We start from the raw sequence: 16,046 nt of genomic DNA on the forward strand, positions 1-16,046 counted from the left end.
GGTAGTTGGCACCGAACGATCTTATTTCTTTTTCAAACACAAAGCCATTGTACTCGCTTCTGATGCGATCTGACTGTGTTTGGCTCAAACCGCTGGCGGCGCGCACTTAATTTAACACGAGGCTAGGCGCTGCGACTCTCAGAAACCGAGTTTTTTTAACTCTGATTGAAGGTTTGAACCAAGTATTGTAAAACTTCATTGAGTTTATAAGCAATTATAAACAATAATGGTATTATATTGTTGTGAGTGTTGAACAAGGAATACGCATAGCCCAAAAAACGCAACTCTCAAATGCAACTAACAGAGAGGCACATCATTAAATCAACGGAACACCGTTTCGCCCAAATAGACGAACTAGCTTTCAAGTCCAAAAACCTCTACAATGCAGCCAATTACGTCATTCGTCAGAGCTTTATTTATGGATGGGGTTATGTCAATTACAACGAAATGAACCGATTGATGAAGTCTCACGAAGCATATAAGGCTTTGCCTGCTAAAGTAAGTCAGCAAATCTTGATGGTGCTAGACAAGAATTGGAAATCGTTTTTTGAAGCCGTTAAAGCTTACAAAGTTGATTCTTCAAAATTCACGGGTCGCCCAAAATTGCCAAAGTACAAAGATAAGACTAAAGGGCGAAATCTTCTCGTCTACACGATTCAAGCAATTAGCAGCAAACAGTTGAAGAAAGGAATCATTAAACTTTCGGGTACAGAACTTTTAATTAAAACCCAAGTCAATCCCCACCAGGTTTGCCAAATTAGGCTGGTTCCGAAATGTGATTCCTATGTAATTGAGGTAATTTATGATGCTTGTACTGAGCGTAGTCGAAGTGAACCGGAGTCAACCCTTGGCAACGCTAATTCTGTAGCTAGTATTGATTTAGGACTGGATAATTTAGTGGCGTTAACTTCAAATCAACCGGGATTTATCCCTTTGTTGATTAACGGGCGACCATTGAAATCGATTAACCAGTTTTACAATAAGCGGAAAGCACGATTGCAATCCCAGTTAAAAGGGAATCGCAAAACTTCGCCCCGCATTCAGCGCTTAACTCGCTGTCGCCATCAAAAAGTTGATAATTACTTACATCATGCTAGCCGTCTAATTATTAACCTTTTGCTGACCAAGCAGATTGGGACGCTAGTAATTGGCAAGAACGCGCAGTGGAAAACAGAAATCGAGTTAGGGAAGAAAAAAAATCAAAACTTTGTTAGTATTCCTCACTCTCGATTAATTGAAATGTTGGAGTACAAAGCTCGGTTGGCGGGAATCACAGTAATTGTGCAGGAAGAATCCTACACATCCCGCTCCAGTTTTTTAGGTTTAGACCCCATTCCTGTTTATGGAAAAACCGAAAAAGAGCCTGTGTTTACTGGTAAGCGGATTAAGCGGGGTTTGTACAAAACATCGACTGGTCAGCTAATTAATTCCGATGTGAATGCAGCGTACAATATCCTCAGAAAAGCAATCCCAAATGCGTTCCGCAATGGGATAGGGAGCTGCGTAGTTCAGCCGAGGCGGGTCGATCCGCTCAAAGTGAAAGGGAAGGGGGAGGGACTTAACGCCTCCCATGTCATGCAATAAATGACTATACTTTTACCAGCTATAGGAGTTAACCAACCTTGTTTCAGCATCCAACACAATCTAAAATCGCCAAATGGAACATCTTAAATCCTCAAACTCAGTCCCTAAATCTACCGCCAGCATTGGGAACACAACAATTATGTCAAAAATTAAATAATTTAGTGATAAATCCCAATTATGTAAAGATTTCCCTTATATGTAAAGATATAAGTTAAATTTCTCAGGATAATTGCATGGAAGCGTTACGCCAGCAAGTTACAGTATTGACTCAACAAGTCGATGCCCTGTACAAACTCATAGAAAATCTCAATGAAAAGTTATTAGAGTCGGCTAAGGAGACAAAGCTGACCCAGCAGCAAAACGACGATCGCTCTCTTACGGTAAGAAATCACAAAACCTCGGCGTATCAAAGCTACAGCAGTCTCGACGGACTACTAGAACACAAAGACATCTTGTTAGATGACAGTTATTTTGACAATAATTCCCAAAGCCAGGAAAAAGAGCTGAGCGCCGAGATTCAAATCCAGCGCCTCACAGCTCAGCTAACAGCAGCTTACAATCGAATTGCTGCCTTAGAAGAACAGTTGCTCGCCAAAAGAATCCACTCGCAACACGTAGGTGGCTCTAATTAAATATTGCAGCTTGGGAGCTAGTCTCAATCTAGACAAAAAATACCAGCAGCATTAACTTATGCTGGTCTATTTATAAAGGGATTGCATGAAATTTTTTGTCTCGCGCAGAGAGCAGCGAAAACTCTGTTTCACAGCAAGATATTTGGGACAATATTCTGTGATTTTTCGAGCATAAAAGCTACAAAAAGTAATATAATTATTCAGCCAAAACGAAGCTGGTTTAACAGCACGACTAGCTTCGCGCGTAGCTAGGCGCGTCTGAAATTTTGATGTTTAATTCCTAACATTCTAGGAAGCACAGAAAACTAAAAATCCGGCTTGTGAGTGTATTCCTCGTCTAATATTTAATTTCGCACCGTCCGGCTAAAGCTTCAACTGCTTGCAGGAGCTGAGCAGGAGTCCAATTGGCCAACAAGCCGCTGGCGATCGCACACGCGCCCGCACCCACACCTTCCTTAACATACCCGCGATCGTAAGCTTGCAGTTGTTCGTAGCGAGAACCCCCAAAACTTAGCTGTGCAGCCAACAGAGGCACACCGCCGATATTCTTAGCGAGTCCTACAGTGTCCCCTGTCGGGTCTTCGGCCACCCAGCGCGTAGTCCCCACCGCAACTTGCTCGGGACACCAGAACAGAGCATATTCTCGGGCGATCGCTCGCATCAAAGCGTACACTGCCAGCATTTGTGTGCCCCCAGCCAGAAGTACCCCGCAACTGCGACTCGCGGCGATCGCCATTCCCGCCACCGCTACCTGCATCGGATCGCCCACCGCCGCCACCAATTCTAGGGGAGTGCTGTTTTTTGCGCCGATTTCCCACCCAGCGCGATCGAGCCCCGCTGTCACCGCAGCCAATTTTTGCTCGTGATTGCAGCTAGGATGAGAACTGTTAACCTTTCCCGTCGCTGCAATACCCAACCCCATCAACACGCCCAAAGCAGTAGTTGTGCCACCAACTACGCACTCGCCTAAAATTAAATAGCTGCGATTAGTTTGGGCCGCCAATTTAGCGCCCCAAATTAATCCTTGTTCCAGCAAATGTTTGACTGTTTCTAGTTCTAAAGCATTCCCAGAAGTCAGACACTTTGCCGCAGTACCGCCCAAATCAATTGCAGGTACGGGAGGCGGTAGGAGCAAACCAGCATTAAACAGGTAAAGCGGAATTTCCAAAGCTTCGATTACAGCGCGAGATATCAGTACCGGCGATGCTCCGGCTTCTAGGGGCGGCAAGGGATACTGCGGCGACGGTTGGGGGCCGTTATACAAGAATTCTGCATCGGCCAAACAAGTAAATTGTCGATCGCGCGGGGTTGCTCCTGCTGCGGAAATCCCCGGAATTAACCCAGTCGCCGTAAATCCTAACACGCAACCAAATATCGGTTTTTGTCCCCGATAGCGATCGAGCCACCGCTGGCCCTGTTCAATTTTTGTATAAATACCAATCATAAATTAGTCAATGGTCATTTGTCATTTGTCATTAGTCATTAGTCATTAGTCATTTGTCATTTGTCATTTGTCATTTGTCATTTGTCATTTGTCATTTGTCATTAGTCATTGTTCAAACAGGTCATTTGTCATTTGTCATTTGTCATTTGTCATTTGTCATTGTTCAAACAGGTCATTTGTCATTTGTCATTGTTCAAACAGGTCATTTGTCATTGTTCAAACAGGTCATTTGTCATTTGTCATTTGTCATGGGGAATTGGCAGCGTATCATTTTTGTAAAAAGTATTTTTTTTGTAGTGCGAGGGGAGACCGCACTACACAAGCAACACGCTTGATGCTCCCTTATTCTTCCCTCTTCCTTCTTACTTCTTCCCTCTTCCTTCTTACTTCTTCCCTCTTCCTTCTTCCTTCTTCCTTCTTCCTTCTTCCTTCGTATAACTACTCTTCATAATCGAGCAAAACTTGCACCCAGTGCGGCGGCCGGGGAATCGGATTTCCCAAACGATCTAACAGCAGCAAAGCTACTAAATGCACTACAAATAAATAAACAAGATTGCTCAGCAAAATCATGCCGGCGGCGATCGCCCCAATGGTGCCCAAACTCGGCACGCTCAGCCAGCCCAGCTTGACAAACACCCATTCCACCATCTCTGTTACCTGCACTGTGAGGTAAACCCAGAGGTTTTGGCCCACCAAAATTGACAGCAGCCAAAACCGAAAAAAGAAGCCGAAAGTGCCGATTAGCGCGCCCAAACTAATAGATACAAACCAACTCGCTTTGCGCCTCCAAAGTCCTCCCAGCAAAACTCCCATAATTCCAAAAGGAATCACGTATAAAATGCTCCGCGTCGGGCCCATGAGTACCGACAATAGCAAACCCGAAACCAAAGCCGACATCCAAGAGGCGCGGTTTCCCCAGCGCAGGTAAACTAGGGCAATGGGTACCGGGAAAAATACCCGCAGCAGCGGCCCCAGCGGAAAGTAATAATTTACCAGCCAAATCAAGCTAGCGGTACTTGCCAAAAATGCCGTTTCTACGAGTCTTAAAGGCGCTTCCCCTAATTCTGGCGTCCGGGTATCTGGATTTGTGCGATCGTCCGCCATTGCTGAAATATCGGCGGTTTGTGGCTCATTATTTTTACTGAGGGAACTGCCCGAATTAGACGCGGCATCTGCTGACAAAAAATCACTCATCCGATTTTAGATTTTAGATTTTAGGACTTGCGTTATGTGGGCAATTTCCGGTTTTTCAATTTTAGATTTTAGATGTTACCCGACTTGCGGCCTGTGTAACCCAGAACCGGTTTCGCGAGTCAATGGCTCAATCAAATCAAATCTTGCTCGCTGAAACCGGGTTGAGGTAAGAACGCTAGTCTTATTTTAGATCGATTTTCTCATCAAAAATTTTCAACTAGATCGTGTGGTCACTTTGACATCTTGAATTACAAACACCGAACACAATGCGTGGTGAACGACATAATTGCTCGCGCTCCCGAGGAAAGCTTCGGTAAGCCCGGTGCGGCCGCGCCGCCCCACTACTATTAAATCTGCGCCCCAATTTTGAGCGGATTCACAAATACAATGCCCCGGATCGCCATCAACTTTGCAGTCAAATTCCGCCTGCACTCCTTGTTTTGCCGCAGCCTCGCAGTAATTTTCGAGCAAACTTTCAGAGTGTTTTACCTCTCTTTCCAGCCGCAAATTTTGAGCTTGATAAGCTTGATCCATCAACTCGACATTCATGCCCAAATCTACTGGAATTGGCACTGCGGTCTCGCCAATCGAGCTGACAGTTACGCAGTGAAATAGCATCATTTCGGCTCGATCGCTCGCAGCTAATTCTACAGCTTGATTGAAGACGCGGTGGCCGAGTTCAGAATCATCTACAGCAGCGAAAACTTTCTTAAAACTCACAGCTTTACCTCCAGCGGCAAATCATCAATATCCGTTAGTTAACAGAGAGTGCTTGTGAATTTAATTCAAGTTAGCCATCTCTGATACTTCTAGACTAACAGACGTTCCAAGGCGTGCAGGTCTGGAATGCACAAAACGTCACGTTCGCGCTGAATAGTTCCTTTTTTTTCCAGCTTGCTGAGCACTCGCGTTACTGTTTCCCGAGCCAGCCCGCTCAGGCTGCTCAATTCTCTGTGTGGGAGGTTAGGAATTTCTGTACCTCCACTTGACATAATTTTTCCTTGCCCCTCTGCCAAAAATAATAGAATATCTGCTACCCGCGAGGTACTGTCCGACTCTCGCAAACGCAGGCGGCGGTTGACTTGGCGGAGGCGGCGGGCCATCAGTTGAGCTAGCCGAATGCCTGCTAGGGGTTCGGTATGAATGAGCTGCACAAAGTCCTGTGATGGCATATTCCCGATTAATGTCGGAGCTAGGGTGATGACATCTGTCGATCGCGGTGCTTCTTCGATCGCTGCCATTTCCCCGAACAGTTCTCCTTTACCTAAAATATTCAGCGTTACTTCTTTTCCGTCTAGGTTGTAGGTGCGAATTTTCACCCAACCATCCAATATAAAATACACCGATGTTCCCCAGTCATTTTCTAGTAAAATCACTTGATTTGACGGATGACTGCGGGTAACGATGTGAACAGTTGCTCTCTCGATTACAGGATCGGGCAATCCTGCGAAAAAAGGAGTAGAAACTATCAATTGATTTATATTAGACTGCGGATCTCGGGTGTTAAAGCGGTCTTCCATGAGGCCATCATTTTAATTTATGCGCTTGAGCAGCGCTGGGCAAATAGAAATAGCTTGAGCCGAGTCAATCGATTTGAGATTCCTGATTGGAGTAACAATTATCTAAAATCGGCAATTTTTCCTCTAAAGTTTTGCAGTCAAAGGTGGAATATGGGAATTAATAGCCTCAAGTTCTGATTGCAACCTAGAAACTAAAGACTATACCATAATTTTTTAGATACATACATACCGCTGCTTAAATTTTATTCACAAAATTTAAGCAGCGCGACAAGCCGATGGTGCCGATCGAATTAGCGAAGACAAGCACTTCGCGCAGACAAGCTTAACACTCCTGAGAGATTTGTGGTCAGCGGGTGTTGGTGGGCCGCCTCGCCTGCTGCTAGCCGGAAACAGCGCCAATCTGCAACCACGGCATTGGCAGCCACCAAACCCGACTGCCCGTGCCTCGCATCGGTCAATTGTCAGCAACAACAGCAAAATCTACCTCAGGCTCTCAAGGTTTGCGCTCGCATGGAACTGAAACCGACGCAGTTTTCAGCAACCTTGGATGCTAGCCCCAGATGATTGTACCATTAATCTCTAGCGGCGAACACAGATAAAAAGCTACTATAAAAGGTTGCTTAAATTGAAAGGACGGGCAGCATCCGGCATCCCAGCATCCCAAATGGCAGATTGTTTGAGGTATTTTCCCAGTGCGTCCGAGATCGAGACAGAGGACTGGCTGCTGTAGAAGCACGCGGGGCGAGATCGTCAAACTGCGAGTAGCACGGTGGCTCGCACGGCCCCCGACTGGGGCAAAAATTCGTCAAGCGCAGCGCCCCTGGTGCTTGCCGAAGGGCCCGGATGCCCTAAGCTTCGGCAAGCACCAGCAGAATAGGAGATTGCAGGCAGCCGATCGCGCGCCAAGCATTTGATGGGCAAGTACCAGCTAACCTATCATGGCAATAGAAGTCATCCGAAGGGAAAAGCTTGATTCAAAGTTGTCAAAAAATGTTAGTAAATTATTGACGGACTCGCATTCAGATTATTCTATAGCAACCGCCAAAGCTGTTAAGACATAGATAACCTCATGAATAAAACCCGAGACCCCTCTACCCTTAACGGTTTGATTCCTTTAACTGTCAACTGTCAACTGTCAACTGTCAACTGTCAACTCTTCGACTCCCCTCGACTTCGCGGGCGGGCAAGTCGCGAGCGCGCAAGCTGTCAACTCTTCGACTCCCCTCGACTTCGCGGGCGGGCAAGTCGCGAGCGCGCAAGCTGTCAACTCTTCGACTCCCCTCGACTTCGCGGGCGGGCAAGTCGCGAGCGCGCAAGCTGTCAACTGTCAACTGTCAACTGTCAACTGCTATATCTATTGGCATAGCTGCCACTTGACTTCAGTCTTTTTCCGCTAAAAATTTTTCTCCCAAGCCGCATTCCCAGAGGTTCCGCCCTTGAATTCTCAGAAGTACAAAATTCAAGCACTGATTGCTGAGATTGACGAGGTACTCAGCAAGCCCGCACCCCGCTTGCCTTGGACAGGTTCGATCGATACTGTCCACCAGCGCCAACTGTTAGAGCGAGTTCGCGCTTATCTGCTTTCCTCTGACTCCAAACTAGCAGCCCGCGACAGGCCCGCCCCCCCAAATGTCCGCCCGGTACCCGTTCCAGTCCCCAAAGTGCCGCAAGTGACGGCTCGCCCCTCAGCAGCAGAGCAAATCAGGCTCGCCGTCACCGGAGAAATCAACCACCTGCGTTCAACCCTGACGGTGCCCCTCCAAGAAGAAGTAGAAGCCCTGCGGCAACAGCAGCAAGCTCTAATTCAAGAAATCAAACAGCTAGAAACAAAACGGCAGCAGCAACAATCGCTAGCTCAGCAACAAGCAAACCAACAGCAAATCATCTCCGAATTCTTGCAGGTACTCAGGAGTGGCTTAGAAGAAACCTTAGAGCGCGATTTCTCCCAAATTATCGGCAGCCTAGAAAATAAGTTGTTGCCTGCTACCAACGCCCCAGAATTGGAAGCCTCGGCTTTAAACCTACAAGTCTCTTCGGAACACCCGCTGCTGACACCAGCTCAGAGACTCGAGCAAATGGAACAGTTTCAAGCTCGTGCCGACAATCTGCTGATGAGGCTCGATTCGACCATGGGTATCGTGTTCGAGGCTTTGCACGCTAATCTCGAAAGCTATCAAGCTTCCTTGGGACAAGGCATCGAAAATATGCACGGTTTGAGCCAGCAGAGCGAAGCCATGTTCGCTGCTTTGGTCAGCCACTTGGCGGCACAGTTGGGGCGAGAAGCGTCTTCCTACGTCCAGCAGCCGATCGAATTCACGAATATCGAAAGTGGCACCCCCACAGCAGCAGAGCGCTCCCAAGCCGATCGCGCCCGATCGCAGGGAGCGATCGAACCCTCTGTCCCCCAGCCTAACCGCAGCCGCGAACTCGAAGAACAAGACAGATTGCCCTACGCCGGTACTGAAATTTCTCCCCAATTCGGAGAATTGAGGCGCGAGCGCGAGCGCCTGATCTATGGGATCTCGCTCCCTGATTTGGCAGATAATTTGGCAGGTGATGCACCCGAAACATCGGGAGAGGCCACTCAGTTTTCCGGTGGTGAATCGGAAGATATATTAGCAGAAACTGGGGAAAATATTGAAGATTTGTACGCAAGTTTGTTCGCCGGAGAAGTCGCCGAACTAGAACTAGAAAACTTTACGCTCGAAAATACAGAAAATACTGCGGAAAGAACAGCGGTTCCCTCTCAAGATCAGCAATATTATACAAGCGAACCTCTAAATAATGCAGAAGATTTGTTTGTGAATTTGCTGGATGAAGGCGAATCGCTAGAAGATTTTCTATCAGTTGAAGATTCAGACTTCGTAATCGGTAATTCGGTAGAGGATATAACTTTAGACACAGAAGATTTATTTGAACCGCAACCTGCAACCGTACCATCGGTTGGGGAACCGCCACACTCAAGTTCGATCGCCCTAACATTACCATCGGTAGGGGAACCGCCAGACTCAACAGCAGCGCCGGAAATTGACGCGGGCGATCGACCAAATCTAGAAACTCCTCAAAACCGAGGCGATGGATTCGACACTGCTGCTGTAACCCAGCCACCGGATTTGAGACCTGCCGAAGTGATCTCTCAGATCCCCAGTGCCGCACCTCGCGAGTCGAGAGTTAGTGAGGTTCAAACAGGGGATTTCGACCAATCTGCTAGGCTCGATGATGCTTACATCCAAGCTTCGCCGGAGGAGGATTTGCTACCCGTCGAGGTTGTAGATGATGATGACAGTCGATCGATCAAATTGGATGTGACTACTCTAGAACTGTTGGAGAGAGACCTCTACAATCTGGAAGGGTTGGAAAAGACGCCCGCGGGACGATCGAATTTCAGCGCAGGTAACAGCTTGGATTTCGTGCCGAGTTCCTCGGAGGAAGCAGACAATCCTTTTGCTGATGATGCGGAGGATGAACTCGGCTCCCTAGAGGATTTGTTCTCTGAGGATCTGGAACTCTCATCTGAGGATGAACCCTTTGTTTTGGACAACGAATTTGGGGACGATTGGTTTGCTGGGGAAGAGGAATCGCAGTTGACGCTAGACGAGATTTTGGTGAGTTTGAACGACACCGATCGAGCAAATACCGAAATTGCCCAAACAGACGAACTGCGATCGAGTTCTCCAGAAAGTCAAAAAAAAAACCTAATTTCGACAGAGACTAAAGCAGAACTTGCTGAGGACACAACCGAGATCGGCAAGGCGAAAGAGCAGCATTCTGTGACAGGGGCGATCGCCCCACCTTTTGCTGCATCCCACCATCGATCGCGATCGAGCTGGTATTTAGGCATAGATTTTGGTTCCAGCGGGCTGTCGGCGGCTTTGCTTGATCGCGCCAGCGGTGAGTTGCACCCGATTTACTGGGAAGCACCGCAGGCTGAGAGTCCTGCTGCGGACACTTTGTTTCGGATTCCTGCGGTGGCGGTACTCTCAGCAACAACCCCAGGGAATTCCGGCGATCGAGTGAGAGTCAAATCTGTGGGATTCCGACAGTTGACCTTGCCTGCTGGAGAATTTTTATTGCAAAATTTTAAACAGCCTTTAAAGGTGAGCATTCCTTATCAGCGGGAAGCTGCTGGGATGTACGAACCGCTGTTGCAGCAGTCGCCCTCGCAGGCTGTGTCGATCGCCCTGCCGCTGCAAGGTTTGCGGGCGCTGCTGGCTACTTTGAATCCCCGGAAGCAGAAACAAAAATTTGGTCGGGCGGGGGGGGATTTGGCGCCGGAACCGCTTTCTAATTTCACCTGCAAAGCTTCGGGACTGACAGCGGAAACTCTAGAGGTGGCGCTCTTAAACTTGCAGGGTGTAATTTTGGGAACTCCCGCAGGCTGGTGTGATGCTTATCGGTTTAACCTGCGGGAGGCTGTTTTGGGTGCGGATCTGGTGGCTGCTGCGGCCCAAATTTTTGTTGTGGAAGATGCGATCGCGACTTTACTTGCTGTTTTAACTCCTGTCAAAAATTCCTCGAAATTACAATCGCCAGCCCTGGAATCTGTTCGGGAGGAAGGCCAAACATCTGCGCCGCTGGTGGTGAATGCTTCGTCTTTTAGCGGGGGAACTTTGATTTTGAATGCGGGGGCGGCGACAGTGGAATTAGCTTTAGTTGAGTTGCCTTCCAACCTGCAAAATTTAACTCGCGCTGATTTTACTTGTCAAAGTTTTGATTTCGCCGGCAATGCTTTCGATCAGGATATTGTCTGTCAGTTGTTGGCGAAAAATGAAACATGGGGAATGTCGGTAGATTTGCCGCGTCCGGGGCATCCGGATTTGCCGAGTCGCTATCAGTTGCAGCAGCGCTTGCAAGGTTCTGCTTTGGGGCTGCAATTGTTGGAGGCGGCAAGACATTTGAAAGTTATTTTGCAGCATCAAGAAAGTTTTGTTTTGGATATTGGCCAGCAGCATTGGGATGTTAAGCGCCGAGATTTGGAAAGTTTGATTTTAGTGCCTTTTGTGCAGCAGTTGAACCGCGAATTAAATGCTTTGCTCAGCCGCGCGGGAATGTCGCCGGCGGGCATCAATCAGGCGATTTGTACGGGTGGCATGGGTGCTTGGCCTGCGATCGCCCGCTGGTTGCGCCAAAAGCTGCCGAATGCGATCGTCGTTCAAGATCGGGAATCGGAGGTCGATCGACATATTTCTCAAATGCACAATTCTGCATTAAGTTCGTTACCGCCCAACACAAAATTGTCACAAACCAGCGATCGGGTTGCCTGCGGGTTGGCGAGTCTGGCTCTCTATCCTCAAATTTTGGAGGTGTCGCAGCAGCAGTACAGCGACTTTTTTCTGTTGTGGGAATTAACACAGGTTTTGGGCGCCCAAAGTCTGAGCTTTGAGGAAATTTTGCAGTTGTTGGAACGCCAAGGCGTGAATACCCGCACCTGCGAGGCCCGAATCCAGCAGATTTTGGCAGGAAAATTGCCAGCGGGACTTTTGCCAGAGGAGCAAGATTTCATGATGCTGGCCGAGGAGTCGAGGCAAAATCCCGATTGGGAAGCAATTTTGGCCGAGCCACTTTTTTTTGAAGATGTAGTTAAGGGTTATCGCTTGAATATCGAGCACGCTGGGTTTGTTCGCGAATATTTAGCCCACCTCGCCTCTAGCAGCCAGCAAAAATTATTAGAACCTCTAACAATTGCTTGGGCTCTGGGCGCCCATACCTATCGCTAAACGGTGAAAAACCGGTTTTCTAGCGTAAAATTTGCCCTGTTTTCCCAAATCTTCGTAGCAGAAACTGTTTTTTTTGGTCACCAAGACTAAGTTTTTTCAGTAAATGTACTTAAATTTACGTAATTTTTAAACATTCTGAGAGGAAATACACACAAACTTTATAAAGTGTTGCAGCTTTTTAAAGATTGTGCAAAGCTCAGAACTTCACCTTCTCGATATTTGATGAGTTTCATAAGATGGACGTGAGATATCGTTAGACTTCAGATAAATCCAGTCAGTAACTCAGCCCTTTAGGGACTGAGCTTGTAAGAGAAATCGAGCAAGCTGTACTGACCAGACCCCTCGATCGTGAGGAGCCGTTATTTAGGTCAGGACACCGGAGAATGCGACGCCAGTTTTTCGCTCTGTCATCTGCAATTAAACAGTTTTAAAGTCACTGAAACAGTGTTGCAGGTCTAACAAGCCTTTATAACCAGGTCGAGGCCAACATTACCCCGCAAGGGAGAAAGGAGACCACAATATCTCCATTGGAGGGGCAACCATACCCCTCCAACCCCGCAAGGGGGTTCACGGGGACTTTAGTCCCCCGGGTCGTTTCCCTAGGAAGGACTAAAGTCGCCGAGTTTCCCACTTACCGTATTTCTTTTTATGAAAATTGCGATGGGTGCTTCTAAATCATCAGTATTATCCGAAATGTTCTCCTTATTTATTCCCAAACCTACTTACGCAGTTTGTGTATCAAAACATCAGGTTCACCGATCGGTAACTAGCAAGCTCAAACGGTCGATCGATATTTTGGGTTCGCTACTGGGATTAGTAATTGCAGCGGCGGTGGGGGTGCCGGTAGCTGTATTAATGCTATTCGACAGCCCGGGCCCGCTGCTCTACAGTCAAGTCCGCTGCGGCTTGAAAGGGCGGCATTTCAGAATATGGAAATTTCGATCGATGGTTGTCGGTGCAGAAAATCTCAAACACCTAGTTACCAACGAAGCCAAGGGTCATATTTTTAAGAATCAAAACGACCCGCGAATTACCAGCGTCGGGCGTTTTTTGCGGTGCACGAGTTTGGATGAGTTACCTCAATTCTGGAACGTGTTAATGGGCGACATGAGTTTGGTGGGAACTCGCCCCCCAACTCCCGATGAAGTCGCAGGCTACGACGATTTTCACTGGCAGCGTTTAAATGTCAAACCGGGCTTGACTGGGGAGTGGCAAGTCAACGGACGTTCTGGGGTTAAAGACTTTGACGATATTGTGGGCATGGATCTCGACTATCAGTACAAGTGGTCTGTTTTCTACGACATCAGTCTGATTTGCAAAACAATTTTGGTTGTCTTGAACAAACACGGTGCGTGTTAATCTACTGGCTGTTTTTGGGTTGTCTGTTTTTTGTTGTAAGCTTCGATTATTAGATGAATATTCAGCTAAAAGCTGTTTTCCTCAAAGTTAAACAGCTACAAAAAAATGTTAAATTAAGGGCAATCTTGTAAAAAAAGATTGCCCTTAATTTTTTGACTGTTCCTCTATCCTTCATCCTTCGGTCAACCCTAAACTGTTAAATGTCCGCCCTTCGGCTTGCTTCGGTGAGGACAAATTGCGGGCGAGGGTTCTTCTGTCAACTATCAACTGACTCTCATCTGTCAACCATCAACTATCAACTGTCAACTGTCAACTGTCAACTGTCAACTGCCTTATGAATTTGCCTAATTTGATTACTTTTTCTCGCTTGCTGGGAGTGCCTTTTCTGCTCTACGGTTTGTACGATCCAAGCGACCAAAGCCGCTGGATTTGTACCGCGATTTTTGTGGTAGCCGCGGCTACAGATTGGCTGGACGGCTATTTGGCTAGGAAGCTGAATCAAATTACCGATTTGGGAAAGTTTCTCGACCCTTTGGTAGATAAATTGTTGGTGCTGGCGCCGCTGTTAGTATTGATAGAGTTGGGTAAAGTCCCGGCTTGGGCAGTGTTTTTAATTTTGGGGCGGGAGTTGACAATTGCTGGGTGGCGTGTTAATAAAACCACGATTTCGGGAGCGAATATTTGGGGTAAATTGAAGACGGTTAGTCAGATTGTGGCGATCGCACTTTTAATCGCTCCCCTGTCCTCCGCCTGGAACTTTCCGGCATTAATTGCGTTTTGGGTTTCTGTGGCTTTAACATTGATTTCTGGCGCTATTTATCTGTGGCCGTCCCAGACTGCTGAGGAAAAGTAAGGAGTTTGCTATATAGCGTTTCTCAGAAAGATGAGGTATGCCGAGATGCTGCAACCCTTGCAGCAGCGATCTTTTCGGTCAAGATTCGTACCTCACCTTAGTGAGAAAGGCTATACAGAACCTCTATGGTATAAGTCCAGAGCAAGTTATAGGTTTAAATGCGAAAATTTTTGTATATCCAGCAACGGTATGAATCGCGCTGGTACGAAACACCCTATTTTAAATTAGCAACAAAAATGAACTTAGGAATTCGGGCTAAATTGCTGGCTAGCTTTGGAGGGTTGACCGCTTTACTCGCAGTTGTCGGATTTGTTGGTTGGTACAACACAGTTGAATTAGGCAAAGATGCGAAAAAATTGTACACAAATCAAGTTAAGGGGACTGTGGCTCTAGCCAACGCCGAGTCGGCTTTATGGAAGCTGCGTTACGGCTTCCCACAGTTTATTGTTTTACCAGAAAATCGATCGGACATTTTGAAAGAACAGCCGAAATTGTACAAAATAATTGACGATAACCTGCGAGAATATGCCGCAGGCGAAATCACACCCGAAGAGCAAGCAGCTTTCGAGAAGGTGCAAGATGCTTATCGTAGGTATATTGCAGCCAGACCGAGGTGGTTTGAGTTGGAGCAAGCAGGTAAAATTAAGGAAGCAGCAGAGTATCGCGCGGCGACTACCACCCCTTTTGGTGCCGCCACAATTCAGGCTTTTTCACAACTAATCGAACTCCAGCGAAAAGTCGGTGAAGAAAAAAATCATCAAATTGAAACCAAGATCGAGCGTTTAAGTATTTTGCTACTGTGTACTCTGATCTTGAGTTTGTTTAGCGCAGCAGTCTTGACGGCGATCGTCAGTCGCGACATAGTTAACCCTATAGTACAATCTGTCAAGAAGATTGCCTCTTCTTCCAGGCAAATCACTGGCGCAGTTGCTCAGCAGGAATCTACTATATCTCAGCAAGCTAATGTTGTGAATCAAACGACGGCGACGATGAACGAGTTAAGTGTTGCTTCATCGATGTCAGCCAAGCAAGCAGAAGCATCAGCAGTCTCTGCCCATCAAGCGCTGACATTAGCTGAATCCGGCAATCAATCTGTAGAAAACACGATGCAGGGGATAGTCACTCTTCAAGAAAAAGTAGGTGCGATCGCCAAACAGATTAACGACTTGAACGAAAATGCTGTTAAAATTAGTGGAATTTCTGAGTTGGTAGCGGATCTCGCCAACCAAACGAATATGCTGGCTCTCAATGCTGCTGTAGAAGCAGTCCGTGCTGGGGAAAACGGCAACGGTTTTGCTGTAGTCGCCACCGAAATTCGCCGATTAGCCGATCGCAGCAAACAATCAGCCGAGAACATTAATGATCTAGTTAAAGAAATTAAAGTTGCGATCGGCAAGACGGCGATGGTAACGGATGAAGGTTCACAAACAGCAGCACAAGCAATTAAACAAGCTGAAGGGACAAAAAAAAATTTCGCCGGTGTAGCAGAGTCGATAGACAAGGTATTTTTGAACAATCAACAAATTGCGATGAATGCTAACCAACAGGCGATCGCAATTCAAGAAGTGCTCGAAGCCATGAACAATGTTAATTTAGGAGCAACAGAAACGGCTACTAACCTCGATCTAGTTAAATTAAGCACAGATCAGCTAAACCAAACCGCAGCAGAACTTAAGAAGCTATCTTGACAGTTGACAATTGACAGTTAACAGTTGACAGTTGACAGTTGACAGTTAACAGTTA

General features: G+C 47.0%; 11 protein-coding genes. 7 read left to right on the forward strand and 4 right to left on the reverse strand.

All coding sequences use genetic code 11. The annotated features are described in order from the left end of the window. Window positions 1-291 precede the first annotated feature (291 nt). Together QZW47_RS21415 and QZW47_RS21420 are read left to right on the forward strand one after the other, a co-directional pair. A complete protein-coding gene (locus tag QZW47_RS21415) occupies window positions 292-1,584 on the forward strand; it encodes a transposase (RefSeq protein ID WP_293131037.1) in 1,293 nt (430 codons plus the stop codon). Window positions 1,585-1,817: 233 nt separating this feature from the next. Beyond that, complete coding sequence (locus QZW47_RS21420) at window positions 1,818-2,216, forward strand: hypothetical protein (protein ID WP_293131040.1); 399 nt, start codon at window positions 1,818-1,820, stop codon at window positions 2,214-2,216. Between the two features lie 337 nt (window positions 2,217-2,553). On the opposite strand, the gene cobT is transcribed toward QZW47_RS21420, so the two are convergent. The 4 genes from cobT to QZW47_RS21440 form a co-directional block, all read right to left on the reverse strand. Then, window positions 2,554-3,660, reverse strand: a complete 1,107-nt coding sequence (gene cobT / locus QZW47_RS21425) for a nicotinate mononucleotide-dependent phosphoribosyltransferase CobT (RefSeq protein WP_293131043.1) — start codon at window positions 3,658-3,660, stop codon at window positions 2,554-2,556. A 438-nt stretch (window positions 3,661-4,098) separates the two neighbouring features. Further along, window positions 4,099-4,854 carry a DUF2232 domain-containing protein gene (locus tag QZW47_RS21430; protein ID WP_293131046.1) on the reverse strand — a complete coding sequence of 252 codons (756 nt, stop codon included), beginning with the start codon at window positions 4,852-4,854 and terminating at the stop codon, window positions 4,099-4,101. Between the two features lie 213 nt (window positions 4,855-5,067). After that, entirely contained in the window at window positions 5,068-5,574 is a 507-nt protein-coding gene (locus QZW47_RS21435; RefSeq protein WP_293131049.1) for a universal stress protein, read from the reverse strand. 89 nt (window positions 5,575-5,663) lie between these two features. Continuing rightward, on the reverse strand, window positions 5,664-6,374 hold the full coding sequence (locus QZW47_RS21440; protein WP_293131052.1) for a Crp/Fnr family transcriptional regulator: 711 nt from the start codon (window positions 6,372-6,374) through the stop codon (window positions 5,664-5,666). Between the two features lie 342 nt (window positions 6,375-6,716). On the opposite strand from QZW47_RS21440, the gene QZW47_RS21445 reads away from it, so the two are divergent. The 5 genes from QZW47_RS21445 (at window position 6,717) to QZW47_RS21465 (ending at window position 15,991) form a co-directional block, all read left to right on the forward strand. Continuing rightward, the gene (locus tag QZW47_RS21445) at window positions 6,717-6,938 is read left to right on the forward strand and encodes a hypothetical protein (protein ID WP_293131055.1); all 222 of its coding nucleotides are present in this window, start codon (window positions 6,717-6,719) and stop codon (window positions 6,936-6,938) included. An 872-nt stretch (window positions 6,939-7,810) separates the two neighbouring features. Next, window positions 7,811-12,091 carry a hypothetical protein gene (locus QZW47_RS21450; protein ID WP_293131058.1) on the forward strand — a complete coding sequence of 1,427 codons (4,281 nt, stop codon included), beginning with the start codon at window positions 7,811-7,813 and terminating at the stop codon, window positions 12,089-12,091. A 648-nt stretch (window positions 12,092-12,739) separates the two neighbouring features. Continuing rightward, complete coding sequence (locus QZW47_RS21455) at window positions 12,740-13,450, forward strand: sugar transferase (RefSeq protein ID WP_293131061.1); 711 nt, start codon at window positions 12,740-12,742, stop codon at window positions 13,448-13,450. Between the two features lie 334 nt (window positions 13,451-13,784). Then, window positions 13,785-14,303, forward strand: coding sequence for a CDP-diacylglycerol--glycerol-3-phosphate 3-phosphatidyltransferase (gene pgsA, locus QZW47_RS21460; protein ID WP_293131064.1), 519 nt, complete (start codon window positions 13,785-13,787; stop codon window positions 14,301-14,303). A 158-nt stretch (window positions 14,304-14,461) separates the two neighbouring features. Continuing rightward, window positions 14,462-15,991: a methyl-accepting chemotaxis protein gene (locus tag QZW47_RS21465; protein WP_293131067.1), complete on the forward strand. Its 1,530-nt coding sequence runs from the start codon at window positions 14,462-14,464 to the stop codon at window positions 15,989-15,991. The last annotated feature ends 55 nt before the right edge of the window (window positions 15,992-16,046 follow it).

The organism is Microcoleus sp. bin38.metabat.b11b12b14.051 (assembly GCF_013299165.1).
Classification (GTDB): domain Bacteria; phylum Cyanobacteriota; class Cyanobacteriia; order Cyanobacteriales; family Microcoleaceae; genus Microcoleus.

Coding starts and splice junctions, on each gene's coding strand:
- pgsA (WP_293131064.1), top strand. CDS start 13,785: ATGAATTTGCCTAATTTGATTACTTTTTCTCGCTTGCTGGGAGTGCCT.
- QZW47_RS21415 (WP_293131037.1), top strand. CDS start 292: ATGCAACTAACAGAGAGGCACATCATTAAATCAACGGAACACCGTTTC.
- QZW47_RS21465 (WP_293131067.1), top strand. CDS start 14,462: ATGCGAAAATTTTTGTATATCCAGCAACGGTATGAATCGCGCTGGTAC.
- QZW47_RS21440 (WP_293131052.1), bottom strand. CDS start 6,374: ATGGAAGACCGCTTTAACACCCGAGATCCGCAGTCTAATATAAATCAA.
- QZW47_RS21430 (WP_293131046.1), bottom strand. CDS start 4,854: ATGAGTGATTTTTTGTCAGCAGATGCCGCGTCTAATTCGGGCAGTTCC.
- cobT (WP_293131043.1), bottom strand. CDS start 3,660: ATGATTGGTATTTATACAAAAATTGAACAGGGCCAGCGGTGGCTCGAT.
- QZW47_RS21420 (WP_293131040.1), top strand. CDS start 1,818: ATGGAAGCGTTACGCCAGCAAGTTACAGTATTGACTCAACAAGTCGAT.
- QZW47_RS21455 (WP_293131061.1), top strand. CDS start 12,740: ATGAAAATTGCGATGGGTGCTTCTAAATCATCAGTATTATCCGAAATG.